The sequence below is a fragment of the Rhizobium sp. CF122 genome, assembly GCF_000282035.1.
Classification (GTDB): domain Bacteria; phylum Pseudomonadota; class Alphaproteobacteria; order Rhizobiales; family Rhizobiaceae; genus Rhizobium.
Genome location: NZ_AKKA01000008.1, coordinates 255,319 through 274,256 on the forward strand (window position 1 = coordinate 255,319; position 18,938 = coordinate 274,256).

Here is an 18,938-nt window from a genome sequence, read left to right on the forward strand (position 1 = left end):
TCGACGGTCATTTGGGCAGTGTTGCTTTCTCGATCCTAATGACCTTTTAGGCAACCTTCCGAAACCGTCGTGAAAGGTCATTTGGCTGTTGCGTTCTTGCGCTACATCGAAGTGCAGCGCGCCCTTTCATCTGCTACGAAACATGCCACTTAATCTCAGTTCGATATCGTTGCCGCCAGCGGCGGCTGGTTTGGTCAACGTCGTTTCGTCCGGGATCCCTCGGTTCTGGGCGACGATCTGGAGCGACGTAATAAAAACGTCGCTGGCGCCTTCGACGCGCCGTAAACATCTGTCCGCTCTGGATCGTCTCTATGACGCCGTCCAGCGCCAGCGTGGGAGCGATTGCCTCGACCGCCTGATCGCCGAGGCCGACGCCGACGCGCTTGAGGACTGCCTGGTCGGCTTTCTGGCGCAGCTCCGCAACGAGGCCGCCGTCACCAATGTCGATAAGACATCGACCTGGACATCCGCCGTCAGCTTCGTGACCGACATGCTCCGCTTTTCTGGAAACGCGTCCTGCGCTCGCGCTTCCAGAATGGAAACCAGGCTGCTCAGGATCGACACCCTGTACCGGCAGCTCGCACCGGACCTGGCGCGTCACTGGCCCCATCAAGACCCATCCGGAATACGGCCCCCAGCTCCATGCCGAAGTGTCGCTGCCGCTGGTGACAAAAGGCAGGGCGATCATCCGGCATCTGGCCACCGACAAGCGCCTTCCCGGTATCGGTTGGGCGACGGCGGAGAAGCTGTGGAGGCAATTCGGGTCGGGCAGTCATGCATGGCGGGGTCGCGTCGGCGTCTCAGTGTTTGAGAACGACTTTCCCTGGAACGCCTGCTGCTACCGCGTTCTGGGCCGCAGCGATCTGATCCAGGGTCAGGGTCTGGGAAATCGGGATCACCAGCGATCCGCTGACCGCGGCAGCCAGTACCGCATCGAGCGTAGCCGCGTCGGCGCGATGGAAAATTTCCTCTATGGTCACCCGATTTCCGGGATTGGCGCCCTCCGGCACTGGAACGATGCTGGCGACCTTGCCGCCGTCGCGAACATGGCCGATGAGATTTCCTGCCACAGGGCCAGCTGCACTGATCGCATAGTCGAAGCTGGCGCTTGCTGCAGGAGCCGTGATGTCAAGCGCATCTCCAGCTACTTCACGGCCCTCATTGAGCCGCTCGGGCCGGACGCCGGCAATCGGCTTGGCGCCGATCTCCTTGAGATATTGGATAGCGGCACGGCCAACCGTTCCGAGGCCGCCAGAGACCAGCACCGTGTCGCCAGCCTTGACGCCCAGGGCGTCAACCGTCTGCCGCCCGGTAAGCCCTGCCTTGACCAGCGACGCACCCTGCTCAAAGCTGAGAGTGGCGGGCAGCTTGGCGACAGATGTGGCTGGAACCACACCGTATTCTGCATGCGCCCCTTTGCCGTTTGCCGCGAAATCAGCGACGACCCGGTCACCGACCACAAAGCCGGTCACCCCCTCGCCAAGCGCGAAGATGGTGCCGGCGGCGTCTCCGCCGAGCACTGCCGGCAGCGGGAGTGGTATGAACTGTGCCATGTAGCCCTGGCGGAGAACGATATCGAAAGGATTGACCGCGGACGCCTCGATCTTGATCAGGACTTCGCCCTGTCCAGGCTTTGGCGTGGGAATCTCGCTGATTTCGAATTGATCGACGTCGCCGTAGGATTTGAGAAGTGCGGCTTTCATTGTGGGTCTCCAGAATGCATTCAGTCACTCAGGCGTTCGGTATTGGAGGCGCTGGAAGTGAAAAAGCATGGGCGTGGGCGGGAAGGACGGTTTCCCGATCCCTTCGCTTGTTCATTCACGGGAGAGGCAGCTGCCTCCCCGGCGATGCGTTTGTCGAGTGATTGCTTGGGCAGGATCAGGCTTTGGCCAGACCAAACTTGCCTTTCAGCCGGGCATCGAGCGAAAGTGGGCCGGCCCCGACAACGGCGAGCAGCAGGTAGCCACCGGCCAGCGTGATGTTCTTCCACATCATGATTGTGTTCATCGTGGTGAGCATGCCATTCGCTTCGTCCGGAAAGCCTGGGATTGCCATGGCGCCACTATGGAACACGAAGGCTGTGAACAGGCAGAAAAGGGCCAGCGCACCGGCGGCGATCCGCGTCTGGAAACCGACCAGCACAGCGACACCGGCGGCAAGTTCAAACAGGCCCGCCAGATATGTGAGCACTGATGGCGCCGGAAGACCGGCCATTTGGATCATGGATGCGGTCGAGCTCGGATCGCCGAACTTGGCGATGCCGGATGAGATAAAGATTAGCGCGAGCAGAACGCGAGCGACGACGATAAGGGAGGAATTTATCATCGATGTTCTCCTGTTTGTTGGTTTCAGGCGGCAAGGCGCATGGTTCTGGCGGCGGCCGCAAGCAGATCGGATATGGCTTTGGGCAAGAGGGTGGCGTCAGGCGACAGAAGCGGCCTTCTTCAATTCCATGTTCTCTTTCCAGAGCTTCATCGACGTGGCGAAAACTCCATCGACATAGTTTCGGTATACTGTCATGCCCGCCGGATCACGTCCTGCCTTCGCGGCAAAGAACGCGATGATATCATCGGATTCACCGACGTAGCGTCCGGCTTCGAGTTGCGCGCTCGGGAAAGACACTTTCTCGACATGCGGGGAAAGCTCTGCGCGGATTTTCTCTTCCTGGTCGGTGCCGGGAACGAAGTCGCGGGTTTCGACTTCCGAAGCCAATCCCGATTCCAGGAGGAACAGGCGGACCTTGAGGCAAAAGGGGCAGTTTTCCTTGAGGTAAACGATCGGTTTGAAGGTGTGGTCAGTCATTGTGTGTATTTCCCGTGTCAGTTGTTTATTGTAATCTCACAGATGCAAAAGCCCGCTGCGGTAAGCCCGCCGGCGACCGGTGCCGAGTTCCATGCGATACTGCGAAGGCAACCGTGCCGGTCAGCATCACACCACGCGTGAGGCCATGCCGACCTTTATGCCCTTCATGACTAGGGGCGCCCCGATAAGCGCGGCAGCTCGCTCCGACGAGTGGAAGTATTCGGCTTCAGCTGCGGCAAAGTCGCCGTCATGCTCGACGGCCCAAACGATATCGTTGTTGGTTTCGTCGACATACGCGAACACTACTCGGAAGCCGAACTTTTCCCGCTGTTCAATGAGCTTTTTCCAGTAGGGAAGAAACACGTCCATCTGTCCGTCTTCAATCTCGTAGCGGCGGAGCTGTACGGTAGGCATTCTACGTTCCAATTCGTTGATTTTGACCGGCTCTCATTGCGATGAGGCTGGCGGCGCGCACCAGCCTGTGTCACATCAAGAGGTCTCGCGCAGACGGATCTGGATGCCTGAAGGATCACGTACCGTAAGCCCATCGTGTCGCACATGGGCGAAATTCTTGCCGGCGAGACGCTCTGCCACATCATTCACAGCAGCCGCAGGAAGTACCAGCTCAAATCCCGCTAGCCCTTGCGAGCCAATCTCGGCTGTTGGGCAGGCCGCCGATGACCAGGTGTTCATGCCTATATGGTGGTGATACCCGTCTGAAGACAGGAAAGATGCACTCGGGAGCGCGGACGTGACATCGAGGCCGAGTATGGTCCGATACCAATTTTCGCTTACCGCAACGTCAGAGACCTTCAGGTGCACGTGACCGATGACTGTCATCTCCGGTACGACGGCGGATGTTGCCTTGAACGGATCGTTTCCTCCAAGCAAATCCTCAAGATCGAGCCGATCCGACGCAAGCTTCAACCCCTGGTCAGACCAAGGCCATTGGTGGCGAGGACGATCCCAATACAGTTCAACACCGTTGCCCTCTGGATCGTCCAGATAAAGCGCCTCGCTAACGAGGTGGTCAGACGCACCCGAAAGCCTCGCGCCACTTTGAAGAACGCGGCGCAGAGCGTCAGCCAATTCGGAGCGTGCGGCAAACAGGAGCGCAACGTGGAACAAGCCAGTGGCATTCCGCGGAGGTAGCGGTGCGCTGGGGACGTGTTCAAGCTCTATCAACACGCGTTGCCCGACGCCGAACTGAAGCACATTGCCCGTCGATCCTATCTCAGCGAGCCCAATCGAATGTGTCCAGAACCGGCGCATGCGGCCGAGATCTCTAACCGTCAGCCGAACCGCGCCGGGCCTGATGCCATGGATTGCTGTATCCGCCGGACGCAGCAGGGTCTTCACGTTTGCAGATTTCGATTGAGACGGCATCATCGTTCCTCGTCTGTTGTGAGGGAATTTACTTTTTCTCTGTCGTTGATCAATATGTCCGATGTTGAAGAACCATTTCTCAAATGTTGATGATCTATGGATACACTGACCAGCTTGCGAGTGTTCTGCGCCGTCGCAGAACGGAAAAGCTTCACCGCCGCCGCCGATCACCTCGGCATTTCACCGGCTATGGCGAGCAAGCATGTGATGCAGCTTGAGAACCGGCTGGGCGCCCGGCTGCTCAACCGAACCAGCCGCCGTGTCAGCCTGACGGAAACCGGACAGCTCTACCTCAATCAGGCCGGGCAGATGCTCGAAGGTTTGGACGAGGTGGAAGCGGCTATCGGCAATGTGACGGTGCATCCTCGTGGAATCTTGAAACTGAGTGCGCCGGTTTGGGCCGCAAGTCCTTGGTTTGTGGACAGACTGGCCGAGTATAATCAGCGCTATCCCGACGTTTGCCTGGATATGAATCTAAGCAACCGGATCGTGAACCTGGTGGACGAAGGTTTTGATATTGCCCTGCGCGCCACCTCGCCCGACCGGCTGGATCCGGGCCTCATCGCCCGTCCGTTGACCAATATAAAATTTCATCTCATGGCATCGCCAGACTATCTGGAACGCGCAGGCCGCCCCAAAGAGATTGCCGAACTCAACGGCCACGCCTTGCTGCGTTTCAGCGGGATCAACCTTGGTAACAGCATGACGCTGGAAGGCCCGGATGGAGCGCACAAGGTCACCTTTCGCACCGTGATGCTGAGCGAGAACGAGACTCTGCTGCAACTGGCGGCCCTGCGGGGGATCGGCCTTGTCTTCCTGCCGGAATGGATAGCCGCGCCGAATATCATTTCTGGCCAATTGGAGACGGTATTTCCAGACGTGATCGGCTTAACCGCGACGCTCTATGCCGTCTATCCGAGCCGGAAATACCTTTCCGCAAAGCTGCGCACGTTTATAGACTTCATGACGACGAGCTTGCACGCTTGTGCAGGTACCCTTGCAAATTCCGAGGCAATCCGCCCCCTCATTCCGAGATGATGCCGCCCCTTCTGGACGTCTGGCACGTTTCCGCTCGAGCGCGCTCGAACCGTCACGAGGACTGGAAGTCTAGTTGAGGGTTGGCATGGCGGGAGGTATGCCGATGAACCTGCTGGCGCCTGCGCTGGCAGACTTCCGCAACGTCTTTCCGACGGTGCAGGTTCGCCTGATCGTACATCCATTTTAGATGGCCACCGGCCGATGGCACAGCACTTTCACGTTGTCGCGGCCACACGACAGATGCCTGGCATTTGTCGTCTTGAAATATCCATTTGCGCTCTCACGGTCTTGGAAAGCGGACCCGGATTGGCGGTTTTTTGCGCCCGGCAATCTGGAGCCGTCGTGTCATTCGATTTCAGCGTAGTCCGTCTCGAAGGAATGGACGCGCTGATGTTCGCTCCGGTTGAACAGGAGGCGAACAACGTCCGGGCGAGAGTAGATTACGCCGGCAGTGCTTGCCAGATTTCACGACGTCCAGTCTCCGCCGGTCTGGTTCTCGCCACGGCTGCGGCAACGGCTCTCAACCTCCGACGTCGCGACGGCGGAATGCGCGGCCATACCTCACGCCGCGCGCTTTTGCTCTTATTTAGCCACTTCGGCAGCCGCCTCATCGATAAAAGCCGCGACCTCACAAGGCTTTGATTGGGGCAAAGCATGACTTGCCTCCAGGGTCATGACTTTCCGAGGATTGAGACGCGCCGACATTGCCGCCTGGTTTTCAGGCGCAATCATTCTGTCTTGGCTGGATATCTGATACCAGGACGGCTTCTTCCTCCAGGCCGGGGCGGTGACAGTGTCTCCAAAGGTGCCGGCCAGCGGCGCCTTTTGCGTGGCCGCCAGAACAAAGGCTTCTTCAAGCGACAAATCCTGGCAGAAGCTTTCATGGAATTTGTCTGCCTTGAGCCACAGATAGTTGTCGCTGTCCGGCTCGATATTGGGCATCGCGACGGGCGGATGCTGATGGGTAATGCCGCCTGGACTTTCTCCTGCGTCGGGGGCGAAGGCGGCGATATAGACCAGCCCCACCACATTCGGGTGGTCTCCCGCTTCTGTGATGACCGCACCCCCGTAGGAATGACCTACGAGCAAGACGGGGCCTTTCTGTTGGGCCACCATTTTGCGCGTACGTTCAGCATCCTCGGCTAGCGAGGTCAACGGCAGTTCGACGGCATGAATAGACTGATATCCCCTGCGCGTCAGTTCGAGGATGACCTTCCCCCAATGCGCGGCCCCACCCCAGAATCCGTGGACCAAAATGATAGTAGGTTTATTACTCATAGTTTTCTCCTGTTTTCCTAGGAAGACCTGTGCGACTCGTGGGCGGGGAGAATGGAACTTAAACCTCTTTCGGCGCAGGAGAGGTGCGGACAAGCTTCCCCTCTTCCGCCTTGTAGAAATATTGACTGGCGACCAGCCATCCCTTGAGAGGCCGCAAGGGCGGTATGCAGGTGGCTAGCATGAACGGGCCGGTGACCAGTAGGTGAACCCACAATGGCGCGCTGTACTGGACCTCGAGCCAAACGCCGAGCAGGACACTTGGCACACAAGCAAAGCAGATGACGAAAAATGCGGGACCATCCGCCGGATCGGCGAAACCATAGTCGAGACCGCAGACTTCGCATGCGGGCCGGATTTTCAGAAAACCGTTGAAAATGTGCCCCTGGCCGCAGCGCGGGCATCGCCCTCTGAGTCCCGTTGTCGTTGGTGGGATGGGAGGCCATTCCGATTGCATGACGAATGCTCCTATGTATGCTATCAATAAACTATATTGAGTGCATTCAACAGCAGTACATTTATCCGATTGATGCGATAGGGCATAGTGACGCAGCACCCGCTCACTCCGGAGCGAGACGGATTTCTTGACGTGCAGACGAAACTAGAAGAAGGACGCAGCGAGTTCGGGCGGGCCTTCGAGCGCATGCCCCATGAATTCAAGAGCACCGAGGAGCTTTTCCCGGTCGATCGGACCACCAAGGCAGACCCGAACTGCTTCTAGCGCCTGCCCCTCCACCGTGAAGGCATCACTGGAAACGACGCCAATGCCGGAGGCGCGCATATGGCTGCCGAAGGTTGAGCGCGTCCAACCATTCGTCAGCGGCAGCCATATGTTGAAGCTGATCGGATCGCCGCGATAGCTGCCGGCGGGAAGGATGGCCGCGACCATTTCCTGGCGTGCCGTTGCTTCCTTCCGGATGAACCGTAGGATCGTATCGGCCGTGCCATCCTCGATCCACCGCGTGGCAAGCGCCATGTTGAGCGGCGACGCCATGACATTGTTGGCACGCATGGCGCTGACAAAGGGCCAGATCGCCTTCGTGTCCGGTGCAACGACATAGGCCAGCCGAAGACCGGCACCAATGCATTTCGCCAAGCCGCCGATGTGCCAGGTGAGGTCAGGAGCCATTGCCGCCAACGGCGGCGGCGCATGCAGCGGAATGAAGCCATACGCGTCATCCTCGATGATCGGGACGTGATATTTGCGCGCCACCGCGCAGATCTCTTCGCGCCGCCGCTCTGGGATGGTCAGGGTAAGCGGATTCTGCAGTGTCGGGTTGAGATAAAGCCCCTTGGGTTTCAGTCTCTCGCAGGCATCGGCAAAGGCGTCCGGCAATATACCGTCAACGTCCATCGGCAACCCCGAAAGATTGAGACGGAGTTGCGCTGCAATCGAGCGAATGCCGGGATAGGTGATGCTTTCCGACAGGATGGTTTCGCCGGGCTTTGCCAGCAGGCCGCAAATCGCTAGCAGCGCCGGGTGAGCCCCGGGGGTCACGAAAATGCGCTCCTGCGAAGGGACAAGGCCGCGACGGCTGAGCCAGGCAGCAGCGGCCTCCTTGTCCATGCCAGAACCGCCAAATCCCTGATAGCGCAGGAGCGGGATAAGGCTGGAAGCCACCGCCGACATCCCCTCTCGCATCCGTGCGATCAGTTCCGGATCGGTCGGCTCAGGCGGCATGTTCATTGAGAGATCGATGGCGGAGGTGCGGCGCGGGTCAGGCGTTGTATCGGACGCAAAACCACGGCGCTCCTTGTCGGCCCCGCCGGTGACAAACGTGCCACGGCCGACGTGCGAATCCACCAGTCCGCGCTTCTGCGCCTCGGCATAGCCCCGCGCGACAGTGGTAAAATCGATATCCAGACGCTTGGCCAGCTCGCGCTGCGGCGGCAGGCGGTCCCCGATGACCAGATGACCGCTGCGCAGATCCATCTCGATCAGGTCGGCAATGGCCATGTAGCGAGGGCTGTTACTGCGGCTCAGGTCGGGTCGCCAGTCTTTCATCGTAATATCGCCATATCCTCTTCGTCGACATTGACTGTATATTGTTGCAGCAGCATCCTGTCACGAAAAATGTCTCAATGCCAAAAAATGTCGTTGCAACTGAGGCGCGATGCAGGCCGGCCACTTCATTCTTACTGAACTAATTGATAGCATATTGAATGCGTTCATTTTAAACTTTCCTGCATTCGATTTTCGCACTGAACTGCCCAGAAAATCAGCCCCGAGAATGTTCCTATCATAATTGATAGTATAATTGAATGCATTTTTGCGGTATTTGACTGCTGTTTGTGCAAAATCAATCTGGCACGATGCTTGCAATTGGATGGATGCTCCCCGGATGGGGATCGGATTTCAACCAAGGAGCCATCCATGCCCGCAGTGACCAAGCCAGCCAATCAAAAAGGCGACTTTCTTGTCGATTACGAAGAAAAGGTTTTTGAAGACGTCCAGGCGACGGCGGGCGAGAAAGCCCTCGTCACCTTCCATACCGTCGCCTTCGAAGGCTCGATCGGTTTCGTTAACCTGCTGCAGGCGACGCGCCTGAAGCGGAAGGGTTTCGAGACCTCGATCCTTCTCTATGGCCCCGGCGTGACACTCGGCGTCCAGCGCGGTTTTCCGACGCTCGGCGCGGAGGCCTTTCCCGGCCATCTGAACTTTAACAACCAGATCGTCAAGTTCATGGAAGAGGGCGGCAAGGTCTATGCCTGCCGGTTCGCGCTTCAGGCGCTCTACGGCCATGGCGAAGGCGCGCTGATCCCCGGCATCACGCCGATCAACCCGCTCGACGTTCTGGATCTGGTTCTGATCCATCGCCGCGACGGTGCCTTCATCCTCGATACCTGGACCCTTTGATCCGCTGGGCGGAGCACCCTGCTCCGCCTCTCAATTCACTGACCGAGGATTTCGTCATGGAGAAAAAATCGACCGTCCGGGTTGCCGCTGCCCAGATCTCGCCGGATCTGACGTCGCGCGAAAAAACGCTTGCCGGCGTGCTGGACGCCATCCGCGAGGCGGCGGCCAAGGGCGCCGAACTCATCGTTTTCCCGGAGACCTTCGTTCCCTGGTATCCGTATTTTTCCTTCGTCCTGCCGCCTGTTCTTTCCGGCCGCGAACACATCCGGCTCTATGAGGAAGCGGTCACCATCCCGAGCGCTGCTACGGAAAGTGTAGCGGCGGCGGCGCGCGAACACGGCATCGTCGTGGCGCTGGGCGTCAACGAGCGGGATCATGGCACGCTCTACAATACCCAGCTTCTGTTCGATGCCGACGGAACGCTGATCCTCAAGCGCCGCAAGATCACGCCGACCTTTCACGAGCGGATGATCTGGGGTCAGGGTGACGCGTCCGGCCTGAAGGTCGTCGACAGCGCCGTCGGCCGTCTTGGCGCGCTCGCCTGCTGGGAACACTACAATCCGCTGGCCCGCTACGCGCTGATGGCCCAGCACGAGGAAATCCACATCGCCCAGTTTCCGGGTTCGATGGTCGGGCCAATCTTTGCCGAGCAGATGGAGGTGACGATCCGCCACCACGCGCTCGAAAGCGGCTGTTTCGTCGTCAATTCCACAGGCTGGCTCACGGACGAGCAGGTCGCCTCGATCACTCCCGATCAGGGACTTCAAAAGGCACTGCGCGGCGGCTGCATGACGGCGATCATCTCTCCGGAAGGCAAGCATGTCGTTCCGCCGCTGACCGAAGGCGAAGGCATCCTGATTGCCGATCTCGACATGAGCCTGATCGTCAAGCGCAAGCGGATGATGGATTCAGTCGGCCACTATGCCCGGCCGGAACTGCTGCATCTGGTGATGGACGGCCGCGCCACCGCGCCGATGACGGATGCATCCCTTTTTTCAACTCCCGAAATCGCACCGACAAGGACAAAGACCGATGGAGAACTCCCTCTCGACGGAAACGCTGATCAACGAGTTGCAGTCCTTCGGAGCCCGGCTCGTTGATCCGAAAGCCGGCCATGAAAGCCGGCGCGGTGGTGCCGGGCCCTCCGACCACAAGGCGATCACAATCGACGGCATGACCGTGATGGTGCCGGTGCACACGGCGCCTGCCTTCGAAAGCCCCTATCTGGTGGAAAAACCGGACGATGCCGGCAAAAGCCGGATCAGCCGCGACGGCCGGGTGTTGGGTGAAGTCTCCTTCCCCTTGCGTCCGCGCTTCTATGAGCGCTCGACGGCGGATGGTATCCCCTATTCGCAGATCGCCGTTCTGCACGGCAAGGACGTGCTGGCAACGACGGTGCTGCAAACCTGCATCCGCTATCAGAGCCGAACGAAGACCTGTCAGTTCTGCGCCATCGGCCAGTCGCTCGCAGCCGGCCGCACCGTCGCGCACAAGACGCCTGCGCAGCTCGCCGAAGTTGCCAAGGCCGCTGTGGAGCTTGATGGCGTCAAGCACATGGTGATGACGACCGGCACGCCGAAAGGCGACGACCGGGGGGCCGCCGTTCTGGCGGACAGCGCTCGCGCTATCAAGGCTGCCGTCGATCTGCCGATCCAGGCGCAATGCGAACCGCCGGAAGACGACATCTGGTTTCAACGCATGAAGGACGCCGGCGTCGATGCGCTCGGCATGCATCTCGAAGTCGTGACCCCGGAAATCCGCGCCCGCATCATGCCCGGCAAGGCGCAGGTGCCGATCGAGAAATACATGTCTTCCTTCAAGGCAGCAGTCGACGTCTTCGGCCGGGGTCAGGTCTCCACCTATATCCTCGCCGGCCTTGGCGATACACGCGAGGCCATCCTCGATATCTGCGAAAAGCTCGTCGCGCTCGGTGTCTATCCCTTCGTCGTGCCCTTCGTGCCGATTTCCGGAACGCCGCTCGAAAGCCACGCGGCGCCGAAACCTGAGTTCATGCATTCGATCCTCGCCCCGCTCTCAAGGATGCTGGTCGAGAGCGGGTTGAAGGCCGTGGACATCAAGGCCGGCTGCGGTAAATGCGGCGCCTGCTCGGCCCTTTCCACCTATGAAAGGATGCTGACCAGATGATCTTCGAACCTTTTGCGCCCTATCGCGCCAGCGAATTCCAGGTGAAATTCGCCACATCCAGCTGGGAGCGGCAGGAAGCCCATGCGCTGCGCCGCGCGGTCTTCTGCCAGGAGCAGCAAATCTTCAAGGACGACGACCGCGACCCGATCGACGATTACGCAACGCCGATCGTCGCTCTGTCGATGCTCGGAGTGGCAGCCGACCGGCTCGTCGGTACGGTGCGTATTCATGAGGCAGAACCGGGCGTCTGGTGGGGCTCGCGCCTCGCCGTGCACGAAGATTTCCGCAAGATCGGCGCGCTGGGGGCGACACTCATCAGGCTCGCCGTCTCGTCCGCCCATGCCAGGGGCTGCCACACCTTTATGGCCAATGTACAGGTTCAGAACGGCCTCTTGTTCCGCCGTCTGCATTGGGACCTGCTCGACGAAATCGAGATCCACGGCAAACCGCATCTGAGCATGAAGGCCGATCTCGATTTCTATCCGCCCTGCATCACGCCCGAGGCAGGCTTCGTCGCACTCCCCAAGAAGGCGGCATGACCATGGGGGCGATCGACATCGAGGCACTGGCCGCCACATTAGCCGCAAGCAGCGGCATTGCCGCCAAGCAGGATATCGGCTCGGTGGCAGCAAGCCTCGGCCTTCAGGGCCAATCCGTCGCCGTTGGCGACGATTGCGCCGCGTTGCCGGACGTCGATGGTTATCTGCTTTTTGCAATCGAAGGGTTCATGAACGAGTTCGTCGCGGCCGATCCCTGGTTTGCCGGCTGGTGCGGCGTGATGGTCAATATCTCCGACGTGGTTGCCATGGGCGGACGTCCGGTCGCCATAGTTGATGCCGTCTGGGCGAATGGCGAAACGGGGGCCGCTCCTGTGCTTGAGGGCATGCGGGCGGCGGCAAGAACCTTCGGTGTTCCCATTGTCGGCGGGCATACCAATATCCGAACCGATCGTGGCCAGCTTTCGGTCGCGATCCTCGGCCGGGCTCAAAAACTGCTGACAAGCTTCGATGCCCGACCCGGCGATGTTCTCATCGCCGCCATCGATCATCGCGGTCGCTACCGCGAGCCGTTCAACAATTGGGAAGCTGCGACCGACGCGCCGTGCGCGCGGCTGCGGGCTGATCTCGAAATCCTCCCCGAGATCGCGGAGGCCGGATTGGCGCTGGCGGCAAAGGACATCAGCCAGGGCGGCATCGTCGGCACGACCATCATGCTGGCCGAATGCTCGCGTGTCGGCATCGATATCAACGTCTCCGCCATCCCCCTGCCCGCGGGTGTCAGCCTCGATCGCTGGCTCGCCACCTTCCCGAGCTTCGGTTACCTGCTTTCGGTCGCACCGGACAAGGTGGACGCGGTTATCGCCCGCTTCACCGCGCGCGGCGTCACCGCTGCCGCCATCGGATCGGTGGTCGTTGGCCGCGAGATCGCACTAATCGACGGCAACAGCCGCGCAGTAGTGCGCGACTACGCCGATGCGCCGCTGCTGCAGCTCGGCCGAAAGGAGGTTGCCGCATGAGTTGCCTGTCCTACCCACCCTTGCGCATCGCCATGCTAACCCATTCCACCAATCCGCGCGGCGGCGTGGTGCATGCCATGCAGTTGTCGGAAGCGCTGACCGCGCTTGGCCATAGGGTGGTGCTGCATGCCCCCGATGCGCGGGGCAAGGGGTTCTTCCGCAAGGCCAGCTGCGAGACGGCCTGCTTTCCTGTCGAGCCTGCCGCGTCAGACATGACTACCATGGTCGAACAGCGCATCGAGGACTACGTGCAATACTTCGAAAGCCTGGGCGCCCGCGACTTCGATTTGTTTCATGCCCATGACGGCATTTCCGGCAATGCGCTGGCGACGCTGAAGGAGCGCGGCCTGATCCCCGGTTTCGCCCGCACCGTGCATCATATCGACACGTTTACCGATCCGCGGCTCATGGAATTGCAGGACCGTTCGATCGACCGGGCCGACCTGTTTTTCTCCGTCAGCGAAATGTGGCAGGCGACCTTGCGGAACAATCGGGGCATCAGTTCCACGGTTGTCGGGAACGGCGTCGACACACACCGTTTTGCCCCCACATGGAGCGGCGATCAGACAGAACTGCACGACCGGCTCGATCTGCATGCCGGCCCTGTCTTTCTCAGTGTCGGCGGTATCGAAGCACGCAAGAACACGCTCGCAATCCTTGACGCCTTCCGGCAGCTGCGCGCCGTCCAGCCGGAGGCGCAACTGGTCATCGCCGGCGGCGTGTCGCTGCTCGACCATCACGGTTACCAGGAGGAGTTCCAATCCCACCTGCGGACATTGCGGGCGGATGCCGCCGCCGTGCACGTGATTGGCGCCGTGGCGGATGAGGACATGCCCAACCTCTATCGGCTTGCAGACGCTCTTGTTTTTCCGTCGCTGAAGGAAGGATTCGGGCTTGTTGTGCTGGAAGCCATGGCGAGCGGTGTTCCCGCCATCGTCCCGTCGATTGCACCGTTCACCGAGTATCTGAGCAGCGAAGACGTCATCTGGTGTGATCCGTATCATTCGGCTTCGATTGCCGAAGCCATGGCGCTCTCGCTTTTAACGCCGATCCGCGACCGCGTCATTTCCCACGGGCTGGAGGTCGTCGGCCGCTTCAGTTGGCACCGTGTCGCCGAAGCTCATCTTTCCACCTATGCAACATTGAAGGAGGCAGCCCATGCCTGAAATGCGCTTTGTCATCACCTGGCCCGATGGTCAGGAAGAGAGCTGTTATTCCCCCTCTCTGATTATACGTGAGTTTTTCACCGAGGGCGAAAGTTATCCGGTTGCAGATTTCGTCGATCGCAGCCGCAAGGCGCTGACCATCGCCAGCGATCGCGTCGAGGCGAAGTATGGATTTGCGTGTTCATCTGCAAACGACCAGCTCGCCCGCATCGAAAGTGCCGCTGTCCCCTTCCTGAACGACGCAGATAACCGTGTCCGCTGCGAAACCTTTATCCTTTGAAAGGACCCGTCAATGCCCCATAACCTCAAGCAGCACTACAGTGCAGTTGTCATCGGCGGTGGCCAGGCCGGGCTCTCGGCCTCTCACTATCTGAAGAGGCACGGAATTGATCACGTGGTCTTCGAGAGGAAGACCGTTGCGCATAAATGGAAGAACGAACGCTGGGACGCTTTCTGCCTGGTGACACCGAACTGGCAATGCCAGCTTCCCGACCACCCCTATGACGGCAGGGATCCGCACGGTTTTATGGTCAAGCACGAGATCCTCGCCTATGTCGATGGCTTCGTGAAGAAGGTCGATGCGCCGGTCTTCGAGCAAACCGGCGTGACGTCGCTCGAAAAGCAAGGGGACCTTTTCCGCGTCGAGACCTCGGCTGGCACGGTGACCGCCGATGCCGTGGTGGTCGCCACCAGCCTCTATGCCGATCCAGCCATTCCGCGTGCCGCCGAACGCCTGCCGGAGGAGATCGTCCAGCTTCACACTGCCGCCTATCGCAATGCCGATCACCTGCCGGAGGGCGGCGTCATCGTCGTCGGTTCGGGCCAGTCCGGCTGCCAGATTGCCGAGGATTTGCATCTGGCCGGCCGAAAGGTGCACCTGGTCACCGGCAATGCGCCGCGTTGCGCCCGGTTCTATCGCGGTCGCGACGTGGTCGATTGGCTTTCCGATATCGGCCAGTACGACATCACGGTTGAACAGGATGGCATGACGAAGAAGAAGCACGACACCAACCATTATCTGACCGGCCGTGACGGCGGCCGTGACATCGACCTGCGCAAATTCGCGCTGGAAGGTATGGCGCTTTATGGTCGCATGTCCGGCGTGTCCGCCGGCCGGATGCTGTTTGAGCCGAACCTGAAGGCCAATCTCGACGGCGCCGACCGTGTCTATAACAGCATCAATGCCCTGATCGACCGGCATATCGCCGAGAAGAACATCAAAGCACCCGACGGTTCTACCTACACGCCTATATGGGAGCCCGAAACCGAGATAACCGACCTCGATTTGAAGGCGGCGGGCATCACCTCCGTTATTTGGGCCACCGGCTTCAGCCCTGACTGGTCCTTCGTCGGCCTGCCGATTTTCGACGGCAACGCCTACCCCGTCCATCGCCGCGGCGTCACTGCCGTCGATGGTATCTACGTGCTCGGCCTTCCCTGGCTGTGGACCTGGGGCTCGGGCCGTTTCCTCAGCGTCGGCAAGGATGCCGAACATGTGGTCGGGCATCTCGCAGCTCGACATTCGGCACGGACATCTTCTCTCAAGCAAGCGGTAAACGCCTGATCATGAGCGCAGCCCTTCTGAATTTCCCGCCCGCAGGGACTTCGGCACGCGACTTGATGGAACGTGCCCTTGATCCGCATATTCTTCTCGGCATGCCGCATCTGAATGGAAACGGCTTGTCGGAAACCTGGCTGATGAAGGAGCTCGGCCATCGTCACTGGCTGATGCTTGCCCGTCGTCTCGGGATGGACAATGCAGATTTCAAAACAGCCGATGGAGAAGAAGCCTATGCTGCGATCTGTGCAACGTCACTCACGGCTGCACGCTTCAACCTCGTGCGTGCGAACGACATTCTGACCATCCATTCGATAATGTCCGCAGTCTCGCGCACCCAGACATTGACCCGACACGAGTTGTCTGTTGATGGCCGAAGCGTTGGCAAGGTCGAACTGATCTCGACTTTCGTTCACAGAACGATCAAAGGCAAAAATCACTCCATTGCACGTGTGACATTGTGTGAGCCGCGGGCACAGTGGTTCGAGCTGAGCCCTCTGGCAAAGAATGCTGCAGACATTCGGAATGGGCGGTTGGGTAGGCATTTCGGGTTTCCTTTACTTGCCGACAAAGCAGTCCGAACCTTTAAGTTTCATCCCAGCATCTCGCAGGAGTTCAACGGCGCAGGACTATTTTACTTTGCCGAGTTTCAGGCACTTGCCGATCGCGCCTTGGAAAATTGGTTCCCACCCAAGGGGCCAGTCATTCGAAGAGAGGTTTTCTTCCTTGGTAACATCGAGAAAAACGAAAGCATTTCCTTCGATCTTATTGATTGTTCTGAGGAACAAAGAACTGTGTATGGGCAACTGCGACGCGAAAATGGGAAAGTGATCGCCAAAATATTCAGTACGTGGAAGGTTCCGTGCTGATGTCAGCCATGCGCCCGAATACCAGCGGGATGACCTTTGATCCGTAGAGCTCGATGCTCTGCATGAGTTTGGCATGCTCCATCGGGCCTGCCGAGTATTTCATCTGAAACCGCGAGATCCCGAGCGTCTGCACCGTCTTGGCGACCTTCCGGGCTACCGTCTCAGGCGATCCCGCATAGAGCGAACCATGCTCGATCTCGTTCTCGAAGTCCCGCTCCGTCACCGGAGGCCACCCGCGCTCGCGGCCAAGACGGTCGCGAATCTTCTTGAAATGAGGGAACAGGTCCCGCCGGGCCTGCTCGTCGGTCTCGGCAACATAACCCGGCGAGTGGATGCCGATATCGCCCACCGTTCGTCCAGCCTGCGCGGATGCCTTCTTGTAAAGTTCAACATAGGGCCCAAACCGTGCCGGATCGCCGCCGATGCCGGCCAGCATCAGGTTCATGTCGTGGCGTACGGCACGGATGACGGATTCCGGGCTGCCGCCGACACCGATCCAAGTCTTGAGTCGGCCCTCGGAAATAGGAGGATAGATGCGCTGGTCTTCAAGCGGTGCGCGCCAATCACCTCGGTAGTTGACGACATCTTTCGACACGATCTCCGAAAACAGGTCCAGCTTCTCCTCGAACAGCTCCTCGTATTTCGATAGGTCGTAGCCGAAGAGCGGGAAGGATTCGATGAAGGAGCCGCGGCCAAGAATGACCTCGGCGCGCCCGTTCGAAATCGCATCGAGCGTCGAGAACCGCTGGAACACACGGATCGGGTCGTCCGAACTTAGAACGGTTACGGCAGAGCCGAGCCGGATCCTGCTGGTTCGGGCCGCGATGGCAGCCAGAACCACTTCCGGGGCGGAGACCGCGAAATCCTTACGGTGGTGTTCACCCACGCCGAAGAAATCGATCCCATGCCGATCGGCCAGAACCGCCTCCTCGACGACATTGCGGATAATCTGGGGCTGAGGAAGCAGCTCACCATCCGGGCCGGTGGTGACATCGCCGAACGTATCCAGGCCGAATTCAAGAGGGATGGTCATGAGATATTCCGATCGAATGCATGGGGATGAATATCAGCGCGCATCAGGCAGCGAGGATGACGGCGAGCGGGAGTGTGCTGGCGGGGTCGAGTTCTTCGTCCACGGCCACTGGCCGTCGATCTCGGCTTCCAGGGAGAAGCTGAGAAACGTCCGGATAAGCACGATCAGGCCAAGAAGACCGACACTTTCCCACGTAAGGGGAGCGATTATCGTGGCGATGATGTCCGCACCGATCAGGATTTCGAGCCCCAGCAATATTCCGCGACCGAGATTGGCGCGATAGCGTTCGTAAGCCTCGCGTTGCTCGGTAGAGAAGACATCACGCACGTAGCCGACGGTTGCGATCAGAACGCCGACCAAAATCACGCCAACGCCGAAGAATTCCAGCCCGGTCGCAAGCGGTTTCAGAATAGGGGCGATCAGGCTGGCGACATGACCTGCTTCACTATCGATGTCCATAGTGGTGTCCTTTTAGATTCGACGGATCAATATCGAAGATGTGTCGGGTTTCAGGACTCGGCACCTGCGCTGCTTGCAAAGAGCGCGACCGTGGCAAGTACAGCAGGCAGGCTGAACGCCGCTGCGGGAGCGTACATGTAACCGACAGCGCCGACACCGCAGCCGAGGGCGAAGGTCGCGACGGCTGCTGCCATCTTTTTAACCCGTGCTTTCGCTGTCACGACTTCGTCGGCTTTCGAATCGGCCAGAATGTCCGCGAGATCGAGCATGATCTGCGTGGTCGTGCCGGTCATCAGCGTGGAAGGCGGCGCTTTCGACAGATGCGCCTTGTGAAGCCCGTTCTGAATAGCCATCGCCGAAACCAGGGCCATGCCGACCGCCAGCGTGACGGCGCCTTCGTCAGCCCGAAACGGGCCATGATAGAGTGCGTAGGCCGCAACTCCCACAAACAGCAGCAGCTTGACGACCAGCATTGGCCGAATGGGTGAGCGATCCCGACTTTGAAGTTTCAGGCAGACCAGACGTGATACAAAAACGACCAGACAGAACATCGGTAGTGCCAGGAGTTTTGACAATGCTCCGTCCAGACCGTGCGCCAACGTGGCACCTAGTGTCACGAAGTTTCCAGTGACATGGGCGGTGAACAGCCCGGAAAGCGACAGGAAACCGAGTGTGTCGACATAGCCGCCATTAAAGCTCAGGAGTGTGGGAAGGGAAGGAGATTTCATGATCGTGATCTCGATTGATGCCGATGCCGCGATGTCGTGTTTCGCGGGGTAGGCAAGTTTTGTCACCGAACGTCTGCTCTCACAATTGCATCAATTGTTTCGAATT

At 59.5% G+C, this 18,938-nt stretch carries 22 protein-coding genes; 10 read left to right on the forward strand and 12 right to left on the reverse strand.

Annotated features, from left to right (window positions below):
• Positions 1 to 133 precede the first annotated feature (133 nt).
• The 6 genes from PMI09_RS01635 to PMI09_RS01660 all read right to left on the reverse strand — a co-directional run bounded on the left by PMI09_RS01635 (position 134) and on the right by PMI09_RS01660 (position 4,191).
• Positions 134 to 709: a hypothetical protein gene (locus tag PMI09_RS01635; RefSeq protein ID WP_157213315.1), complete on the reverse strand. Its 576-nt coding sequence runs from the start codon at positions 707 to 709 to the stop codon at positions 134 to 136.
• A gap of 91 nt (positions 710 to 800) precedes the next feature.
• The gene (locus PMI09_RS01640; protein ID WP_007788207.1) at positions 801 to 1,703 is read right to left on the reverse strand and encodes an NADP-dependent oxidoreductase; all 903 of its coding nucleotides are present in this window, start codon (positions 1,701 to 1,703) and stop codon (positions 801 to 803) included.
• A 175-nt stretch (positions 1,704 to 1,878) separates the two neighbouring features.
• A complete protein-coding gene (locus PMI09_RS01645; protein WP_007788209.1) occupies positions 1,879 to 2,325 on the reverse strand; it encodes a DoxX family protein in 447 nt (148 codons plus the stop codon).
• 96 nt (positions 2,326 to 2,421) lie between these two features.
• Positions 2,422 to 2,802, reverse strand: coding sequence for a glutathione S-transferase N-terminal domain-containing protein (locus tag PMI09_RS01650; protein WP_007788211.1), 381 nt, complete (start codon positions 2,800 to 2,802; stop codon positions 2,422 to 2,424).
• Between the two features lie 126 nt (positions 2,803 to 2,928).
• Complete coding sequence (locus PMI09_RS01655; protein ID WP_007788213.1) at positions 2,929 to 3,216, reverse strand: hypothetical protein; 288 nt, start codon at positions 3,214 to 3,216, stop codon at positions 2,929 to 2,931.
• A 75-nt stretch (positions 3,217 to 3,291) separates the two neighbouring features.
• A complete protein-coding gene (locus tag PMI09_RS01660; protein ID WP_052026490.1) occupies positions 3,292 to 4,191 on the reverse strand; it encodes a VOC family protein in 900 nt (299 codons plus the stop codon).
• A gap of 93 nt (positions 4,192 to 4,284) precedes the next feature.
• Here PMI09_RS01660 and PMI09_RS01665 point away from each other — a divergent pair, with 93 nt between their 5' ends.
• Positions 4,285 to 5,226, forward strand: coding sequence for a LysR family transcriptional regulator (locus PMI09_RS01665; protein WP_007788216.1), 942 nt, complete (start codon positions 4,285 to 4,287; stop codon positions 5,224 to 5,226).
• A gap of 582 nt (positions 5,227 to 5,808) precedes the next feature.
• Here PMI09_RS01665 and PMI09_RS01670 read toward each other — a convergent pair.
• The 3 genes from PMI09_RS01670 to PMI09_RS01680 form a co-directional block, all read right to left on the reverse strand.
• Positions 5,809 to 6,504 (reverse strand): alpha/beta hydrolase, encoded by a 696-nt coding sequence (locus PMI09_RS01670; RefSeq protein WP_007788222.1) that lies wholly within the window; start codon positions 6,502 to 6,504, stop codon positions 5,809 to 5,811.
• 58 nt (positions 6,505 to 6,562) lie between these two features.
• Positions 6,563 to 6,958: a DUF983 domain-containing protein gene (locus PMI09_RS01675; protein ID WP_007788224.1), complete on the reverse strand. Its 396-nt coding sequence runs from the start codon at positions 6,956 to 6,958 to the stop codon at positions 6,563 to 6,565.
• A 144-nt stretch (positions 6,959 to 7,102) separates the two neighbouring features.
• The gene (locus PMI09_RS01680; protein WP_007788226.1) at positions 7,103 to 8,506 is read right to left on the reverse strand and encodes an aminotransferase-like domain-containing protein; all 1,404 of its coding nucleotides are present in this window, start codon (positions 8,504 to 8,506) and stop codon (positions 7,103 to 7,105) included.
• A 369-nt stretch (positions 8,507 to 8,875) separates the two neighbouring features.
• On the opposite strand from PMI09_RS01680, the gene PMI09_RS01685 reads away from it, so the two are divergent.
• From PMI09_RS01685 to PMI09_RS01725, 9 genes are read left to right on the forward strand one after another with little or no spacing between them, the layout of a single operon-like run.
• Positions 8,876 to 9,358 (forward strand): MSMEG_0572/Sll0783 family nitrogen starvation response protein, encoded by a 483-nt coding sequence (locus tag PMI09_RS01685; RefSeq protein ID WP_007788228.1) that lies wholly within the window; start codon positions 8,876 to 8,878, stop codon positions 9,356 to 9,358.
• A 56-nt stretch (positions 9,359 to 9,414) separates the two neighbouring features.
• Positions 9,415 to 10,458, forward strand: a complete 1,044-nt coding sequence (locus tag PMI09_RS01690; RefSeq protein ID WP_007788229.1) for a Nit6803 family nitrilase — start codon at positions 9,415 to 9,417, stop codon at positions 10,456 to 10,458.
• Positions 10,391 to 11,503, forward strand: a complete 1,113-nt coding sequence (locus PMI09_RS01695) for an MSMEG_0568 family radical SAM protein (protein WP_081498997.1) — start codon at positions 10,391 to 10,393, stop codon at positions 11,501 to 11,503. Before PMI09_RS01690 ends, PMI09_RS01695 begins: the two co-directional genes overlap by 68 nt.
• Positions 11,500 to 12,042, forward strand: coding sequence for an MSMEG_0567/Sll0786 family nitrogen starvation N-acetyltransferase (locus PMI09_RS01700; RefSeq protein ID WP_007788235.1), 543 nt, complete (start codon positions 11,500 to 11,502; stop codon positions 12,040 to 12,042). Before PMI09_RS01695 ends, PMI09_RS01700 begins: the two co-directional genes overlap by 4 nt.
• 2 nt (positions 12,043 to 12,044) lie before the next feature.
• Positions 12,045 to 13,019, forward strand: coding sequence for a sll0787 family AIR synthase-like protein (locus PMI09_RS01705; protein WP_037081502.1), 975 nt, complete (start codon positions 12,045 to 12,047; stop codon positions 13,017 to 13,019).
• Positions 13,016 to 14,185 carry an MSMEG_0565 family glycosyltransferase gene (locus PMI09_RS01710; RefSeq protein ID WP_007788239.1) on the forward strand — a complete coding sequence of 390 codons (1,170 nt, stop codon included), beginning with the start codon at positions 13,016 to 13,018 and terminating at the stop codon, positions 14,183 to 14,185. The genes PMI09_RS01705 and PMI09_RS01710 overlap by 4 nt, the downstream gene beginning before the upstream one ends.
• Complete coding sequence (locus PMI09_RS01715) at positions 14,178 to 14,465, forward strand: MSMEG_0570 family nitrogen starvation response protein (RefSeq protein ID WP_007788241.1); 288 nt, start codon at positions 14,178 to 14,180, stop codon at positions 14,463 to 14,465. Before PMI09_RS01710 ends, PMI09_RS01715 begins: the two co-directional genes overlap by 8 nt.
• Positions 14,466 to 14,477: 12 nt before the next feature.
• On the forward strand, positions 14,478 to 15,749 hold the full coding sequence (locus PMI09_RS01720; RefSeq protein ID WP_007788242.1) for an MSMEG_0569 family flavin-dependent oxidoreductase: 1,272 nt from the start codon (positions 14,478 to 14,480) through the stop codon (positions 15,747 to 15,749).
• 2 nt (positions 15,750 to 15,751) lie between these two features.
• Entirely contained in the window at positions 15,752 to 16,612 is an 861-nt protein-coding gene (locus PMI09_RS01725) for a Pnap_2097 family protein (protein ID WP_007788243.1), read from the forward strand.
• On the opposite strand, the gene PMI09_RS01730 is transcribed toward PMI09_RS01725, so the two are convergent.
• From PMI09_RS01730 to PMI09_RS01740, 3 genes are read right to left on the reverse strand one after another with little or no spacing between them, the layout of a single operon-like run.
• Positions 16,587 to 17,645 (reverse strand): LLM class flavin-dependent oxidoreductase, encoded by a 1,059-nt coding sequence (locus tag PMI09_RS01730; protein WP_007788245.1) that lies wholly within the window; start codon positions 17,643 to 17,645, stop codon positions 16,587 to 16,589. The genes PMI09_RS01725 and PMI09_RS01730 overlap by 26 nt on opposite strands.
• Before the next feature lie 33 nt (positions 17,646 to 17,678).
• Positions 17,679 to 18,104: a DUF1622 domain-containing protein gene (locus PMI09_RS01735; RefSeq protein ID WP_007788246.1), complete on the reverse strand. Its 426-nt coding sequence runs from the start codon at positions 18,102 to 18,104 to the stop codon at positions 17,679 to 17,681.
• A gap of 50 nt (positions 18,105 to 18,154) precedes the next feature.
• Positions 18,155 to 18,832, reverse strand: coding sequence for a YoaK family protein (locus PMI09_RS01740; RefSeq protein ID WP_037081595.1), 678 nt, complete (start codon positions 18,830 to 18,832; stop codon positions 18,155 to 18,157).
• Positions 18,833 to 18,938 lie beyond the last annotated feature (106 nt).